This is a genomic window from Paraburkholderia fungorum (assembly GCF_046026025.1).
GTDB classification, from domain to species: domain Bacteria; phylum Pseudomonadota; class Gammaproteobacteria; order Burkholderiales; family Burkholderiaceae; genus Paraburkholderia; species Paraburkholderia fungorum_E.
Genome location: NZ_JAQQFL010000042.1, coordinates 71,330 through 85,604, shown reverse-complemented (window position 1 = coordinate 85,604; position 14,275 = coordinate 71,330). Strand labels below are relative to the sequence as shown.

Annotated in this window: 16 protein-coding genes; 6 read left to right on the top strand and 10 right to left on the bottom strand. The window is 62.4% G+C overall.

From position 1 onward, the window contains the following. Positions 1–343 precede the first annotated feature (343 nt). On the top strand, positions 344–1,516 hold the full coding sequence (locus PQR67_RS33400; RefSeq protein WP_408467063.1) for a 4-hydroxybenzoate 3-monooxygenase: 1,173 nt from the start codon (positions 344–346) through the stop codon (positions 1,514–1,516). A gap of 260 nt (positions 1,517–1,776) precedes the next feature. Further along, entirely contained in the window at positions 1,777–2,025 is a 249-nt protein-coding gene (locus PQR67_RS33395) for a hypothetical protein (protein ID WP_408467062.1), read from the top strand. 137 nt (positions 2,026–2,162) lie between these two features. Here the strand turns inward: PQR67_RS33395 and PQR67_RS33390 are convergent, their stop codons facing one another. Both PQR67_RS33390 and PQR67_RS33385 read right to left on the bottom strand, forming a co-directional pair. After that, entirely contained in the window at positions 2,163–2,411 is a 249-nt protein-coding gene (locus tag PQR67_RS33390) for a hypothetical protein (RefSeq protein ID WP_408467061.1), read from the bottom strand. 78 nt (positions 2,412–2,489) lie between these two features. Continuing rightward, positions 2,490–2,894, bottom strand: a complete 405-nt coding sequence (locus tag PQR67_RS33385; RefSeq protein WP_408467060.1) for a hypothetical protein — start codon at positions 2,892–2,894, stop codon at positions 2,490–2,492. A gap of 501 nt (positions 2,895–3,395) precedes the next feature. Between PQR67_RS33385 and PQR67_RS33380 the strand changes: the two genes are divergently transcribed. Both PQR67_RS33380 and PQR67_RS33375 read left to right on the top strand, forming a co-directional pair. Further along, a complete protein-coding gene (locus tag PQR67_RS33380) occupies positions 3,396–3,524 on the top strand; it encodes a hypothetical protein (RefSeq protein ID WP_408467059.1) in 129 nt (42 codons plus the stop codon). Between the two features lie 70 nt (positions 3,525–3,594). Continuing rightward, entirely contained in the window at positions 3,595–4,149 is a 555-nt protein-coding gene (locus PQR67_RS33375; RefSeq protein WP_408467058.1) for a cytochrome b, read from the top strand. 156 nt (positions 4,150–4,305) lie between these two features. On the opposite strand, the gene kdgR is transcribed toward PQR67_RS33375, so the two are convergent. The 3 genes from kdgR to kduI all read right to left on the bottom strand — a co-directional run bounded on the left by kdgR (position 4,306) and on the right by kduI (position 7,024). Next, a complete protein-coding gene (kdgR, locus tag PQR67_RS33370; RefSeq protein WP_408467057.1) occupies positions 4,306–5,187 on the bottom strand; it encodes a DNA-binding transcriptional regulator KdgR in 882 nt (293 codons plus the stop codon). 177 nt (positions 5,188–5,364) lie between these two features. After that, positions 5,365–6,120 carry a 2-dehydro-3-deoxy-D-gluconate 5-dehydrogenase KduD gene (kduD, locus tag PQR67_RS33365; protein WP_408467056.1) on the bottom strand — a complete coding sequence of 252 codons (756 nt, stop codon included), beginning with the start codon at positions 6,118–6,120 and terminating at the stop codon, positions 5,365–5,367. Between the two features lie 67 nt (positions 6,121–6,187). After that, entirely contained in the window at positions 6,188–7,024 is an 837-nt protein-coding gene (gene kduI, locus PQR67_RS33360) for a 5-dehydro-4-deoxy-D-glucuronate isomerase (RefSeq protein ID WP_408467055.1), read from the bottom strand. A 304-nt stretch (positions 7,025–7,328) separates the two neighbouring features. Here kduI and kdgT point away from each other — a divergent pair, with 304 nt between their 5' ends. Continuing rightward, positions 7,329–8,351 (top strand): 2-keto-3-deoxygluconate transporter, encoded by a 1,023-nt coding sequence (gene kdgT / locus PQR67_RS33355; protein WP_408467054.1) that lies wholly within the window; start codon positions 7,329–7,331, stop codon positions 8,349–8,351. 66 nt (positions 8,352–8,417) lie between these two features. Here the strand turns inward: kdgT and PQR67_RS33350 are convergent, their stop codons facing one another. Further along, a complete protein-coding gene (locus PQR67_RS33350) occupies positions 8,418–9,017 on the bottom strand; it encodes a GNAT family N-acetyltransferase (protein WP_408467053.1) in 600 nt (199 codons plus the stop codon). 235 nt (positions 9,018–9,252) lie between these two features. Continuing rightward, positions 9,253–10,698 carry an NAD-dependent succinate-semialdehyde dehydrogenase gene (locus PQR67_RS33345; RefSeq protein WP_408467052.1) on the bottom strand — a complete coding sequence of 482 codons (1,446 nt, stop codon included), beginning with the start codon at positions 10,696–10,698 and terminating at the stop codon, positions 9,253–9,255. Positions 10,699–11,074: 376 nt separating this feature from the next. Between PQR67_RS33345 and PQR67_RS33340 the strand changes: the two genes are divergently transcribed. Next, positions 11,075–11,278 (top strand): cold-shock protein, encoded by a 204-nt coding sequence (locus PQR67_RS33340; protein ID WP_007181784.1) that lies wholly within the window; start codon positions 11,075–11,077, stop codon positions 11,276–11,278. Between the two features lie 139 nt (positions 11,279–11,417). On the opposite strand, the gene PQR67_RS33335 is transcribed toward PQR67_RS33340, so the two are convergent. The 3 genes from PQR67_RS33335 to PQR67_RS33325 all read right to left on the bottom strand — a co-directional run bounded on the left by PQR67_RS33335 (position 11,418) and on the right by PQR67_RS33325 (position 14,265). Further along, complete coding sequence (locus PQR67_RS33335; RefSeq protein ID WP_408467051.1) at positions 11,418–12,215, bottom strand: ABC transporter ATP-binding protein; 798 nt, start codon at positions 12,213–12,215, stop codon at positions 11,418–11,420. Then, a complete protein-coding gene (locus PQR67_RS33330; RefSeq protein ID WP_408467050.1) occupies positions 12,212–13,114 on the bottom strand; it encodes an ABC transporter permease in 903 nt (300 codons plus the stop codon). Before PQR67_RS33330 ends, PQR67_RS33335 begins: the two co-directional genes overlap by 4 nt. Positions 13,115–13,188: 74 nt before the next feature. Beyond that, a complete protein-coding gene (locus PQR67_RS33325; RefSeq protein ID WP_408467049.1) occupies positions 13,189–14,265 on the bottom strand; it encodes an aliphatic sulfonate ABC transporter substrate-binding protein in 1,077 nt (358 codons plus the stop codon). Between the last annotated feature and the right edge of the window lie 10 nt (positions 14,266–14,275).

The window sequence follows — 14,275 nt, the reverse complement described above, 5'->3', positions numbered from 1 at the left end:
CCGCTTTCTCGCCACGCTGGGCTATCCGAACTGGGAAGAGACGCAGAACCCCGTGTACCGCTTGTTCCTTGCATAACCAACGCATTTGCGAGGTGGCAGGGGAAAACGATCAGGGTTTACATCGAGACCTCGTAAAACCACGAGGACGATCAAGCCCTGGTCGGCGAAGCGCAATCGCCGTCTGGGCAACGATATGACGCATTTGCGCGCAGCGCGACTGCCCATATCGATCCCTCGATTATCTCAAAAGTAGATAACGCATATCCACGATATCGCGTTGCGCGATACAGCGCATGATTGTCAAACTGCGTGCAAATCAATGGCCGCATTCAGGAGACAACTCATGCGCACCCAAGTTGGCATCATCGGTGCCGGGCCCGCGGGCCTGCTTCTTTCTCATCTTCTTCATTTGCGCGGCATCGACTCGGTCGTGCTCGAATCGCGCAGCCGCGAACAGATCGAATCCACGATTCGCGCCGGTGTGCTCGAGCAGGGCACGATGGACCTCCTTACCGAAGCCGGCGTTGGTGAGCGCATGAAGGCGGAGGGCGCGTTGCATCACGGCTTCGAACTGGCTTTCGAGGGCAAGCGCCGTCGTATCGACCTGACCGGACTCACCGGTCATTCGATCACGGTTTACGCGCAGCACGAGGTCATCAAGGATCTGGTCGCCGCGCGCGTGGCTGCCGGCGGCGCCTTGCGGTTCGGCGTGACGGATACCTCGCTGCACGGTATCGATACCGATAGGCCGTCGATTCGCTATCGCCACGAAGGGGAAGCATGCGAGCTGCAATGCGATTTCGTGATCGGCTGCGACGGCTCGCAAGGCGTGTCGCGTGCATCGATTCCGCAGGCCTTGCGCAAAGACTTCGAACGCGTCTATCCGTTCGGCTGGTTCGGCATTCTGTGCGAAGGGCCGCCGTCGTCGGATGAGTTGATCTATGCCCGCCACGACCGCGGTTTCGCCCTGGTCAGCACGCGTTCGGCAAACGTGCAACGCATGTATTTCCAATGCAATCCTAAGGATTCCGTCGACAACTGGTCTGACGATCGAATCTGGGCCGAATTGCACGCACGCGTTGATTCGCACGACGGCCAGAAAATCGTGGACGGCAAGATCTTTCAGAAGAACATTGTCGGCATGCGCAGTTTCGTGTCGGCCACCATGCAGCATGGCCGGCTCTTTCTCGCGGGCGATGCGGCGCATATCGTGCCGCCCACCGGCGCGAAGGGCATGAACCTCGCCGTCGCCGATGTGCGTGTCTTGACCCAGGCGCTGAACGCGTTCTACGCCGACAATCGTACGGATCTGCTGGACGGTTATACGCAAACCGCACTCAGGCGCATCTGGCGTGCCGAACATTTCTCGTACTGGATGACGAGCATGATGCACAGCATTGAAGGCGCATCGCCGTTCGAGCAGCAGTTGCAGGTGGCCGAACTCGAATACGTGACCACGTCGCGTGCGGCGGCTACCGCGATGGCGGAGAACTATGTGGGCGTCGCAGCGGTATAAGGACGGGTCAGCGGGTTTGCAGGTGTTGGCGTGGGAAAGGGAGCGTCCTCGGGGAGACTTTCAATCCACCGGGCCCCGCAGACCCGGCGTACGCCGGCAAACCCTTGATGGACGGGCTTCTGACATTGTCGTGTCAAAAGCAACAGTGAATTCAGGAATGGAGGATTTATCCGCGCCCGATCCGCTTCTAGACTGGCTTCATCGGCTGCAGCACACATCGCAACTGCAGCGCGTGCAAGTCAATCTCTGGAGGTGGTTTCATGAAATCGCTCATTAAAGCTGTTGCCTTCGCCGTGGTTCTTGGCGCCCCGATTGCTTCGTTCGCGCAATCGAATCAGCCGGCCCCGCAAAACGTACAGGGCGCGCAGGCGCAGGTTTCGGGACAGCAAGGCGTGCGTCAGGCCGACACCAGCGGCTATGGTGCGGACAGTCACGGCACATGGCAAGCCGGTCACGGCAACGATACGACGGTGAGTTCGTACTCGCCGCCGATCTATAACGCGCGTTAAGGGAATAGCGAAATAGGCGGTTTATCCCGGTTTGTCGCAGCGCTGTTGGACTCGTTCAAATTGTACGGGTCGATCACAAGAAGCCGGTCATCGAAGCATGTTTCGATGACCGGCTTTTTTGCGTGTCCATCGTGCGGCTATTGCGCGCGCAACAGGGTCAACTCGTTCCGTAGCAACGCCCGAAGATCGTCGTCAGTGGGGCGCGTACCCCAGTGCCGCGCGCCGGCCACCGATGCAATCGCGATCCACGAATGAGGTGGAAACCATTCGCGAAGCACGGCGCCGTCCTGACGCAAACACAACTGGCCGGTCTGTTCGCTGTATTCGGCGGAGATGACCGCGCCGTCGATGTGCGCGGTTACGCGCCGTGGATCGTTGCGTAGCAAATCGTCGCTCCTGCAGAAGATGTGGCGCGAATGCCGGCGTGGGCCAGTCGCGTCAGCGACGCCGCTACGGCCCATGCCTTAGTGATCGCCCCGGCCGTGATCGTCGCCATGGCCGTGCCAATCGCCGTGATCGCCGCCGCGGTCGCCGCCGTGATCGTGCCAATCGCCGTGTGGGCCGTCACGATAGCCGCGTGCGTCGTGCCATTCGCGGCCGTGGTGGTGCTCTTCCCACTCGCGTCGTTCCCAATAGCGGTGGCCGTCGTAATAGCGCTCACCGTACCAGCCTGGGCTCACCACGACCACTGGCGGCGCGGGCGCGTAGACAGGAGGAGGCGGGGCATAGACCGGCGCCGGGGCATAGGCCACGCCCGGAATGCCGATGTTCACGCCCACGTCGACGTGCGCCAGCGCGACAGAAGATGCGCCGATCCCCAGACCTGCAACGATTGCCATGGACAGCCAGCGGCTTCGTGAATTGCTCATGTTTTATTCTCGGATTTTACGATTGAGTGTGGAGTGCGCTGCGCCGCCGGCGCTTAGTAATGATCGTGATCGTGGTAGTGGTCGTGATAACCGCCCTCGGGGACGACGATGCAACCGCCCAATGCACTTCCGAGGGTGACCGCCAGCAGGACCAGCGCGAGAATTCGTTTCATGATGTTGTTCTCCCTTTTGCGTATGACCGAACTCTACTGAGCGACTGGATTACCGATGTGTTCGTGTGTAACAGGACGTGTCGATTTCTTTGCGGGCCGGCCGCGTTCACGACAGGGTGCGGGGATAGGGCGCAGCGCGGCGATCAGCCGTTCTGATCGCGAGACGTCGGCGGCCAACCCGTTGAGCGCACTATGAAAATCGTTGAAGCCACGCGTATCCTGTGCGCCAGGGCAGGTTGATGCGCGTGCGTATGAACAATTGCAACAGACGCGACGTGGCCTGCTTCTGCGTGCATGCAGAACGGATACATTCGGTTGCAGACTCGCGATGCGTGGTGGCGTCGCGGCATCACGCGTCACCGGCCGAACTGTCTATCTGATCGCCGACGCGCTGCCGATGCGGCGCCGTTTCATGTTCCTGAGTGAGATCGTCAAGCGCGACATCAGCTTCTCTTAAGGTTTGCTCCGTAGCATCGCGCGTGAGTACGCTCCCCATTCAACGGCTTCATTTCAGCTACAACATTTTCATGACCATGCGATCAGACCCGGCCAGTTTCTCGCGCTACGCATCAGGCTATGACGGCGTAGCCAGGTTTCTTCACTGGCTGGTGGTCTTATTGATTGCAGCGCAGTTCGTGATCGGTTGGACCATGCCGGATATCCATAAGGGCACGCGCCCCGACGGCTTGATCGCGTGGCACCTCGGGGTGGGCGCAACGCTGATTGCGGCGGTGCTGGTGAGAATCGTCTGGCGTTTTACGCATGCGCCAGTACCTGCGTCGCTTTCGCCTTTTTTCCGTATCGTTTCGCACATCACGCACGGTCTTCTTTATCTCGCGCTGATAGTTGTGCCCTTGCTGGGGTGGGCCAATGCGTCTTCGCGCGGATGGTCGGTCAAGCTGCTTGGCGTATTGCCGTATCCGGGCATTTCGCCGGTCGGTTCGTCAATAGGGCATGAGATGGGCGATATTCACGGCTATCTGGCCTGGGTGTTGTTCGCGCTGATCGCATTGCATATTGCGGCGGCGTTGTTTCATCGCTTCGTGCTCAAGGATCAGACATTGCAGCGGATGTTGCCGTAGCCGGTGCCGTGATTCGCTCGTCTCCTTCCCGATGCCTGGATCATGGAAGGCGAGCCTGAATGTCGCACGCCGTTCAACACCGCTCGTGCATGCCTGCATGCGTGATGAACGCGCTCCCAAAGAATCAGGCCGAATTTTCGGGGCGCGTCGGTGTTTTCAGCTCAACCCTTCGACAACGGCCTGCTCATCTGTCGTCGCCTCGCGATAGCCGAGCCGTGCCGAGATCGCGAGGCCCGCTTGCTTCAGTAGCGCGACATAGTGCGATTTCGTATCGGCGCCGCAGCGCATGGTTGGAAACGAAATCGACAGGCCAGCTATCACGCGGCCGAAACGGTCGAACACCGGCACCGCGAGACACTGCAAACCTTCTTCCTGTTCTTCGTTGTCCTCGCCGTAGCCTTGCTCGCGCACGCGCGGCAGGATGCTGAGCACGGCGTCGGCGGAGGCGAGCGTCTTTTGCGTCGACTTGCGGAATTCCACATGCGAAAGAACGTCGCGCGCTTCGGCCGGCTGCATCCACGCGAGCAGCACCTTGCCGATCGCCGTGCTGTGCAGTGGATTGCGGCGGCCGATTCGCGACTGCATGCGCAGCCCGTAGTCGGCATCGATCTTGTGGACGTAGATGATGGCGTCTTCGTCGAACGCGCCGAGGTGGACCGCCTCGCGCGTGGCCTGACCGATGTGGCGCATCTCGACGTCGGCCTCGCGCACGAGATCGACGCTCTCGAGCGCCTTCGCGCCGAGTTCGAACAGGCGAATGGTGAGCCGGTAGCGCTCGGTTTCGACTTCCTGGGTCACGTAGCCGAGCGCTTTTAGCGTCTGAATGACGCGGTGTACGGTGGTCTTCGACATATCGAGCCGCTGCGACAATTCGCTGATGCCGATCTGCCCGCTATCGCCGATCGCGCCGAGAATCGCGAAGACCCTGCCGATCGACGAAGCTGATTCGCCTTTGTCGTTGGCCATGCCGCCCGTGCTGTCCGCTTGCTGCATGTGTGCGCGGTCGTCGCCCCTGCGCTGTTTGCCCATTGCTGCCATTTCAGTGTTTCCCTGTTGATGCCGACCCGATCGAAATACGATCGTTGCTTGTTGCTTGTTGCCCGTTGCCCGTTGCCCGTTGCTCACCTGCTACCTGCTACCTGCTACCTGCTACCTGCCTCCGGTGCCGGGAGAATACCGTGTCCCGCGATCCGCGCGACCGTTGCTAGCGCCAAACTAGCGTGCGAGCCAGCCGCCGTCTACTGCAAGCGTATGGCCGTGCACATAGTCCGATGCCGACGAAGCGAGGAACACGACCGGTCCCGCAAGATCCTCCGGGACGCCCCAGCGGCCCGCCGGAACGCGGCTGAGAATTTCTTCGTTACGCTGCACGTCGCCGCGCAGCGCCGCCGTGTTCGCGGTTGCCATGTAGCCCGGCGCGATCGCGTTCACGTTGATGCCGTGCACGGCCCATTCGTTCGCGAGCAGCCGCGTGAGACCGAGCACGCCGCTTTTCGATGCGGTATAGGAGGCCACGCGTATGCCGCCCTGGAACGACAGCATCGACGCGACGTTAATGATCTTGCCGCCGCTTTGCTGCTTCACGAACTGCCGCGCCACGGCCTGGGAAAGAAAGAACACGCTCTTCAGGTTGACGTCCATGACGGCGTCCCAATCGGCTTCGTTGAAGTCGAGCGCGTCTTCGCGGCGGATGATGCCTGCGTTATTCACGAGCACGTCGACGCGGCCCAATGCTTCGACGGCGGCGTGCACGATGTCCTCGACCGGGGCGATCGACGCGAGGTCCGCGCGTACATCCGCGAAGCGGCGGCCGGCCGCTTTGACCTGTGCGGGCGTTTCGCCGGCGTCCGTGCGGCTCACGCCAACGATGTCGCAGCCGGCGGTGGCGAGCGCGACGGCCATGCCAGCGCCCAGGCCCGCATTGCTGCCGGTGACGATGGCGACCTTGCCGGTCAGATCGAAGGTATTCACTCTGCGTGGGCTCCTATGATGCCGATGGGGTTCTGCATGGCGAGTACGTGCAGCAGCTAAACGCAGCTCAACGCAGATCACGCACTGCAATGTGATCCATATCGCTGAACACCTGATTCTCGCCAACCATGCCCCAGATGAAGGTGTACGCGCGCGTACCGACGCCGGAATGAATCGACCAGCTTGGCGAGATCACGGCCTGTTCGTTGTGCACAAGAATGTGCCGCGTTTCGTTCGGCTCGCCCATCATGTGAAACACGGCTGCATCGTCGGCGATGTTGAAATAGAAGTACACCTCCATGCGGCGCTCGTGGGTGTGGCACGGCATCGTGTTCCAGAGGTTGCCCGGTTCGAGCTTGGTCATGCCCATCGAGAGCTGGCAAGTGGGTAGCACCTCAGGGACGATGAACTTGTAGATGGTGCGGCGGTTACTTGTTTCGGGCGCGCCGAGCGTTTCGGGCGAGGCCTGCGCGAGTGAGATCGTGCGGGTGGGATACGACGCGTGCGCGGGCGCGCAGTTCAGGTAGAACTTCGCCGGGTGCGCGGCGTCGTCGCTGCCGAACGCGACGGCCTGTGCGCCCTTGCCGATGTAGATGGCTTCTTCATTGCGCACTGCGTAGCGCGTGCCGTTCACGTCGACCCAGCCGTTGCCGCCGATGTTGATCGCGCCCAACTCGCGGCGCTCCAGCAGATAGTTGACGCCGATTGCCTTGCCAAGCGAGGCGGGCAGTTCGATCGCGCGCGTGACCGGCCACACGCCGCCGACGATGATACGGTCGATGTGACTGTAGGTGAGTTGCAGCGCGTCGCGCACGAACACCTGCTCGACGAGAAACTGCTTGCGCAATCCCGCGGTATCCAGTGTCTTTGCGTACTCGCTGTTGATGCTCTGTCTCACTTCCATTGTTCTTTTCTCCGGTCGGATTGGGCGCCTTGCCGTGCGGCATGACGGCGCCGGTCTGTTCTGGACTGTAGCGCAGATTCTTGAATATGGAACGTCGGTCCGAAAATATTGCAACACCGCATCAAGACTGGCAAGGCTTTCGAATAGATAGCGGGTAAACGATGAGCGCGAAGTCTATCAAAATCGGAACGTTGTTCCTGTCGCGATGCTATATTGCGCCGGAAAGGGAGTCGACCGGCGCAAGAACGGGACATTACCCCGGGTGATCCACCCGACAACTGGACGCAAAGTCCATGGAGGAGGCATGAAGCTCAAGAAGGCCATCGACCGCATTCCAGGCGGCCTGATGCTGGTGCCGTTGCTGCTCGGCGCCTGTGTTCACACGTTTGCACCGGGCGCGGGGAAATATCTCGGGTCGTTCACGAATGGATTGATCAGCGGCACCGTGCCGATTCTGGCGGTGTGGTTCTTCTGCATGGGCGCGACGATCGACCTGCGAGCGACCGGCGTGGTGCTGCGCAAGTCGGGCACGCTGCTCGTGACCAAAATGATTGTGGCGTGGATTGCAACGATCGTTGCGTCGCACTTCATACCGATTGACGGCGTCAAGGCGGGCCTGTTTGCCGGCCTTTCGGTGCTCGCGATCACGACGTCGATGGATATGACCAACGGCGGTCTCTATGCGGCTGTGATGCAGCAATACGGCAGCAAGGAGGAGGCGGGCGCGTTCGTCCTGATGTCGATCGAATCGGGGCCGCTCGTCAGCATGATCATTCTCGGCGCGACCGGTGTGGCGTTCTTCGAGCCGCGGCTGTTCGTCGGCGCGGTGCTGCCGTTTTTGATTGGCTTCGCGCTGGGTAACTTCGACAGCGACCTGCGCGAGTTCTTTGGCCGCTGCGTGCATCCGCTGATTCCATTTTTTGGTTTCGCGCTCGGCAACGGCATCGATCTGAATGTGATCGTCACGAGCGGTTTGCCGGGCATCGTGCTGGGCCTCGGGGTGATCGTCGTGACGGGTATTCCACTGATTCTCGCGGACCGCTGGATCGCGGGCGGCAATGGCGCGGCGGGGCTGGCGGCTTCGTCGACGGCGGGGGCCGCGGTGGCGAACCCGGCGATCATCGGCGAGATGATTCCGCGCTTCAAGCCGCTGGTGCCGGCGGCGACGGCGATGGTCGCGACGGCCTGTCTCGTGACGGCGATTCTCGTGCCGATTCTCACCGCGCTATGGGTGCGCCGGCATCACGCGCGCGATGCGCTGCGTGAGGAGTTTGCCGCGGCAACGACGCCACCGCAGCCGCTGGGTGAGCGGGACGTGCACGTTTGAAGCTGCGGGGCGGCTGGTTTGCGCTTCAACGCAACGAAGTGAGAAGCGAGCAATGTGAGCCGGTTCTCACCGCCCCAGCTTCCCCTCCAACATCGCCTTCACCTCTGCCCACTCCTCATCGATGATGCTAAAGCGCACCGAGTTGCGCTTGCGTCCATCCGGCATGATCCGTTCATGCCGGACAATCCCTTCCTGTTTTGCGCCAATCCGCAGAATCGCCGCTCTCGATTTATCGTTGAGTTCGTCCGTAGTGAACTGCACGCGCACGCATTGCATCGCTTCGAACGCATGCGTGAGCAGAAGGTACTTCGCCTCGGTATTCACCACCGAGCGTTGCATCGACTCACTCAACCACGTGTGCCCGATTTCCAGCTTCCGGTTCACCCGGTCGATCTTCCAGAACCGTGTGCTGCCGACAATCGCGCCGGTATCGCGCCGCACGATCACAAACGGCATCACGGTGCCGCTCGCACGGCCGTCTAGCGCGGTTGCAATATAGCTGCCGATGGTTTCGGGCCCCGGCACGACGGTCAGCTTCATGTTCCACAGTTGACCGTCCGCCGCGGCGTCGAGCAGAGCCTGCGAGTGTTCCTGCTGAAGCGACCGGAGTTCAACGGTCTGTCCGGTCAGCGTGGGTTGCATAAGGCTGGAGGCGCTCTCGTTCATGATGAAGCGAATTTTCGTTGTATGACAGCGCATCATAAAACGAAGCCAGGTCTCAACGAAGCGAATGGGTGGCGATTACAAGGGTGAATCAACCGGCGATTCAAGACGCGAGGCGCAAAAAAAAGTCCGCGAACGAGCGCTCGCGGACCTGGTACTGCGTCAAACCGGTGGACGAGGTCGGCAACCTCGCCCATCAAGCCGTCAGGGCCTGACGACCCCGACCGCCTTCGACGTCTTAAGCCGACATCACCGAAACCGACTTGGTAACCAGATAGCCTTCCATCGCTTCCGGCCCCCCTTCCGACCCATAGCCCGAATCCTTCACGCCGCCAAACGGCATTTCCGGCCACGGCGTGGCAGGCTGGTTGATCCACAACATGCCGACTTCCAACCGTTGCGACAGCAGGTGCACGTTGCTGAACGATTTCGTGAACGCATAGCCCGCGAGACCGAACGGGAGGCGATTCGCCTCAGCGATCGCTTCTTCGAGCGTGTCGAAACCGCGGATCGCGGCGATCGGGCCGAACGGCTCGTTGTTGAACACGTCCGACTCGAGCGATACGTTGGTCAACACGGTCGGTGCGAAGAAGTTGCCTTCCGAACCCACGCGTTCGCCACCCGTTTCGACCTTCGCGCCGGTCTTGCGCGCGTCGTCGAGCACCTTGCTCATCGCAGTAAGGCGGCGCGCGTTGGCGAGCGGTCCGATGGTCGTGCCTTCCGCCAGACCGTCGCCGAGCTTGAGGCCTTCAGCATGCTTGACGAGCGCCGCGGCGAATTCTTCGCGGATGCTGTTGTGCACCAGAAAGCGCGTCGGCGAGATGCAGACCTGGCCGGCATTGCGGAACTTCGCGGCACCCGCGGCCTTGATGGCCAGCGCCACGTCGGCGTCTTCAGCCACGATGACGGGTGCATGACCGCCCAATTCCATCGTCGCGCGCTTCATGTGCGCACCGGCGAGGGCGGCCAGTTGCTTGCCGACCGGCGTCGAACCGGTGAAGGTGACCTTGCGGATCACGGGATGCGGAATCAGGTAGCTGGAAATCTCCGCCGGGTCGCCGAATACGAGGCCGACCGTGCCGGCCGGCACGCCGGCTTCAACGAACGCCTGCAGCAGCGCCGCCGGCGACGCCGGGGTTTCTTCCGGTGCCTTCACGAGGAACGAGCAGCCGCACGCGAGGGCAGCGCTCAGCTTGCGCACGACCTGGTTGACCGGGAAATTCCACGGCGTGAAGGCGGCCACCGGACCGATCGGTTCCTTGAGCACCGTTTGCTGCGCCGCCAGATTGCGCGACGGCACGACCCGGCCGTAGACGCGGCGGCCTTCGTCGGCGAACCATTCGATGATGTCCGCTGCCGACAGCATTTCGACGCGCGCCTCGGCGAACGGCTTGCCCTGTTCCTGGGTCATCAGCCGGGCGATGTCGGAAGCGCGTTCGCGCACCAGGGCGGCGGCTTTGCGCATGGTGGTGGCACGCTCGTTGGCCGGAATCTTGCGCCAGGCTTCGAAGCCGCGTTGCGCGGCGGCCAGCGCCCGGTCGAGATCGGCAATGCCGGCATGGGCCACCTTGCCGATAGCTTTGCCGGTGGCAGGATTGATGACGTCGAGGGTTTTGCCGCTGGCGGCGTCGCACCACTCGCCGTTAATCAGAAGACGCGTATCGGTATAGCTCGAGGTGGCCATGCTGGGTTCCTGTAAGTGGGAAAACGACAGGCCGCGCGGTTGTGGGACGGTACTGGGCTGAACCTGCGCGGCCAGGGATGGACTGCCGATAGCAAACATCTTATCTGATTGCGCGCGATCGCATCGGCGGGGTGCCCGGGAACAGTGCGCGGCACAGGCGTTGCTACTCCGGTTGCCGCAGCGGATAAACGCCTGCCTGAGCAGTGCCGCGCAAACAGGCGTAAAGTCAAGCAGCAGTCGCAGGAACCGGCGGGAGCCAGCAGCATGGAATGGTGCGGCGAGTGCGCAAAAGCGGCACTCGATGCAACGGTCGAAAGCAGCGGGTCATAGACGGCGAATGCAACCCGATCAACCAAGGTGCAAACGAGGAATCGACATGCCAACCGGTACAGTGAAGTGGTTCAATGACGCGAAGGGCTTTGGCTTTATTACACCGGACGACGGTGGCGAGGATCTGTTTGCCCATTTCTCGGAAATTCGCAGCGAAGGTTTCAAATCGCTGCAGGAAAACCAGAAGGTCAGCTTCGAAATCAAGCAGGGACCGAAGGGCAAGCAGGCGGCGGATATCAAGCCGGTGTGAGGTCGTAGTAGCAGTAGCCGGTTCGCACGCGCAAGTGTGCGGACCGGCGGAACTTTCAAGGGGCGAGGGCGATTCGCTCGCGCTCGCCACCCGGCTTCACTCGAATTCATCCTGATTCACGCAAAACGTGAATCTCTGGCTAGGCGTAGGCGGCGTTGGTGTTTGGCGCCGCGCCAATCCCATCGAGCAATTCGTTTCGCACATTGGCGAGGGTGTCGTCGCGCCGGTCGCGCGGATGCCGCGCGGCAACGCCAATGTCGCGCACCAGCCGCCCGGCGCCATGCTGACCCGCCGTGTTGAGCAGCAGGACGCGATCGGACAGATAGAGCGCCTCATCCAGATCGTGCGTGACGATCAGCGCCGCCGTGCCGTGTGCGCGCGTCAGCGATAGCAACAGGTCCTGCAGACGCATGCGGGTCATGGCGTCGACGGCGCTGAACGGTTCGTCGAGCAGCAACAGGTCGGGCTGGGAGAACAGGCCGCGCGCGAGTGCCACGCGTTGCACCATGCCGCCCGAAAGCTGCTTGGGCAGCGTCGTGCCGGTGCCGCTCAGCGCGACCTCGTCGAGCAGCTGATTCACGCGCGGCTTCACAAGCAGACTCGCGCCTTGCCGTGGACCGGCGGAAAACGCGATGTTGTCGGCCACGTTCAGCCATGGCAGCAGGCGGGGCTCCTGAAAGATCACGCCGAGGCGCGGCGATGGGCCGTGTTGCACCCGCCCGTCGAGCACAATCTCGCCCTCGAAATCGCGATCGAGACCGGCCAGCACGCGTAACAGCGTGCTCTTGCCGCAGCCGCTCGGGCCGACCAGACTCACGATCTCCCCACGCGCAATATCGAACGTCACGCGTTCGAGCACCGCGCGCGTTTCGTAACGCTTGCTCACGGCGCGAACCTGGAGCAGCGGCGGCTGATCGGAAAAACTGGTCGTGTTCAACGCACACCTCGTGAGGAAGATGGCTCGCTCGCGGTATCGCGCCATGACAGCACGTGCGCTTCAATCGCTTTCAGGATGCTGTCGCTGAGCTTGCCGAGCAGGGCGAGCAACAGGATTGCGCCGAACACGAGATCGGGGCGACCGGTTTCGCGGCCGTCGCTCAGCAGATAGCCGAGGCCGCGGGTAGCGGCGATCAGTTCGGCGGCGACCATGAACATCCAGGCGAGACTCAGGCCCGTACGCAATCCGGTGAAGATATGCGGCAAGGATGCGGGCAACAGGATGCGCGTGAACAGCGCCCGTTGGTTCAAACGGTTGACCTCGCCGAGTTCGATCAGTTTTCTGTCGACGCCGCGAATGCCGGCCACGACGCTCAATTGCACCGGGAAAAACGCCCCGATGGCGATGAGCGCGATTTTCGGTGCCTCGTCAATGCCCATCCAGAGCAGCAGGATCGGCACCCAGGCGAGTGACGGAATCGCGCGCAGTGCCTGAAACGCGGGGTCGAGAAGTGCGTCGAGACGGCGGCTCAGGCCCATTGCCGCGCCGAGCAGAAGGGCGAGCGCGGAGCCGATGCCGAAGCCCGCGAGCACGCGCATCGTGCTTGCACCGAGGTGCCGGCCCAGACGCTCGCCGCCCAGTTGCCACAGGGTTTGCGCAATCGTGCTCGGCGCCGGCACCAGGTGCTCCGGCAACACCGAAGCACGCACCAGCGCTTCGATCGCCGCAAGAAAGGCAAGCGGCAGAAGCAGGCCGGCGATGCGCCAGCGCTTGAGCGGATCACGCGGCCGCGGCGCGACCCCGCGCGACGGTTCGGCCGCTTGCTGAGCGCGACGCAGCGCGAGGTCGTCCGTTGCCTGCGATCGGTGATGAAGCGCGAGCGATTCGTCGTTAGCCATGGGAGTCGGTCGAATAGTTCGCAAGCGGTGGGTGCGGCGGATTACAGGTCACTTGCTGGCCGGTTATTGAGCGCTCACTGGCCGCTATTCGCGGCGATAACGGGTTGCGCCGTCTTCGCGTCGATCAAGGCGTCGATCACCTGATTCAGATCCGTACCCGGTTTCACCAGTTGCTCCTGCACGAGAATCGGCGCAGCCGCCTTAAGCGCGGCGAGTTGCTGCGCGCCCGGCTGCGGACGGCTGAAATCGTTGCGGCTCAGTTGCAGCCTGGCGACCGGCAGCGACAGCTTCGATTCTTCCGCGACGATCTTGGCGGTGTCGTCCGGATGCGCGGCGATCCACACGCGCGCCTTTTCATAGACCTTGAGCACCTGCGCGAGCGTTTCGGGGTGGTCGCGAATGAAATCCTCGCGGGCGTCGAGCAAGCCCCACGTGTTGAAGTCGACGTTGCGATACAGCAGCTTCGCGCCGTCGTCGATTTGTGCGGCGGCCATGTGCGGATCGAGGCCGGCCCAGGCGTCCACCTGGCCGTTGGCGAGCGCGGTGCGTCCATCCGGGTGCTGAAGATTGACGATTTCGACGTCGTCGCGCGAGAGACCCGCGGTGTGCAGGGCGCGCAAGGTGAAGAGGAACGGGTCCGTGCCCTTGGTGGCGGCGATCTTCTTGCCCTTCAGGTCCGCGAGGGTTTTGATCGGCGAATCCTTGCGCACGACGAGCGCGGTCCACTCTGGGCGCGAGAAAACGTACACCGCACGGATCGGATTGCCGTTGGCTTTGGCGAGCACGGCGGCCAGACCCGCGGTCGAGCCAATATCGATTGCGCCGCTGTTCAGATACTCGAGCGCGCGATTGCTGCCGAGGCTCAGCACCCATTTGACCTGGGTGTGCTGCGGCGCGAGTTCCTGCTCGAGCCAGCCGTTGCGCTTGATGACGAGGCTTTCCGGCGAGTAATAGGCGTAATCGAGTTTCAGTTCGGCCGGCGGCGCGGCGCGCGCGATGCCCGGGGCGAGGAGGGCGAAGGCCAGCGTGGCCGTGGCCGCCGCCAGCAGCGCGACGAGGCCGGTTTGCAGGCGTTTCGCATGTCGTGGGTATGACGAAATCGAAACAGGCGAAGAAGAAAAAAAGCGCGCCGCGCCCCGCGGGATGTTCATTGACTGATCC

Bases quoted from the DNA above. Each gene is read 5' to 3' on its own strand.
- PQR67_RS33400 (WP_408467063.1), top strand. From the start codon at position 344: ATGCGCACCCAAGTTGGCATCATCGGTGCCGGGCCCGCGGGCCTGCTT.
- PQR67_RS33395 (WP_408467062.1), top strand. From the start codon at position 1,777: ATGAAATCGCTCATTAAAGCTGTTGCCTTCGCCGTGGTTCTTGGCGCC.
- PQR67_RS33385 (WP_408467060.1), bottom strand. From the start codon at position 2,894: ATGAGCAATTCACGAAGCCGCTGGCTGTCCATGGCAATCGTTGCAGGT.
- PQR67_RS33380 (WP_408467059.1), top strand. From the start codon at position 3,396: ATGCGTGGTGGCGTCGCGGCATCACGCGTCACCGGCCGAACTGTCTAT.
- PQR67_RS33375 (WP_408467058.1), top strand. From the start codon at position 3,595: ATGACCATGCGATCAGACCCGGCCAGTTTCTCGCGCTACGCATCAGGC.
- kdgR (WP_408467057.1), bottom strand. From the start codon at position 5,187: ATGGCAGCAATGGGCAAACAGCGCAGGGGCGACGACCGCGCACACATG.
- kduI (WP_408467055.1), bottom strand. From the start codon at position 7,024: ATGGAAGTGAGACAGAGCATCAACAGCGAGTACGCAAAGACACTGGAT.
- kdgT (WP_408467054.1), top strand. From the start codon at position 7,329: ATGAAGCTCAAGAAGGCCATCGACCGCATTCCAGGCGGCCTGATGCTG.
- PQR67_RS33350 (WP_408467053.1), bottom strand. From the start codon at position 9,017: ATGAACGAGAGCGCCTCCAGCCTTATGCAACCCACGCTGACCGGACAG.
- PQR67_RS33345 (WP_408467052.1), bottom strand. From the start codon at position 10,698: ATGGCCACCTCGAGCTATACCGATACGCGTCTTCTGATTAACGGCGAG.
- PQR67_RS33340 (WP_007181784.1), top strand. From the start codon at position 11,075: ATGCCAACCGGTACAGTGAAGTGGTTCAATGACGCGAAGGGCTTTGGC.
- PQR67_RS33330 (WP_408467050.1), bottom strand. From the start codon at position 13,114: ATGGCTAACGACGAATCGCTCGCGCTTCATCACCGATCGCAGGCAACG.
- PQR67_RS33325 (WP_408467049.1), bottom strand. From the start codon at position 14,265: ATGAACATCCCGCGGGGCGCGGCGCGCTTTTTTTCTTCTTCGCCTGTT.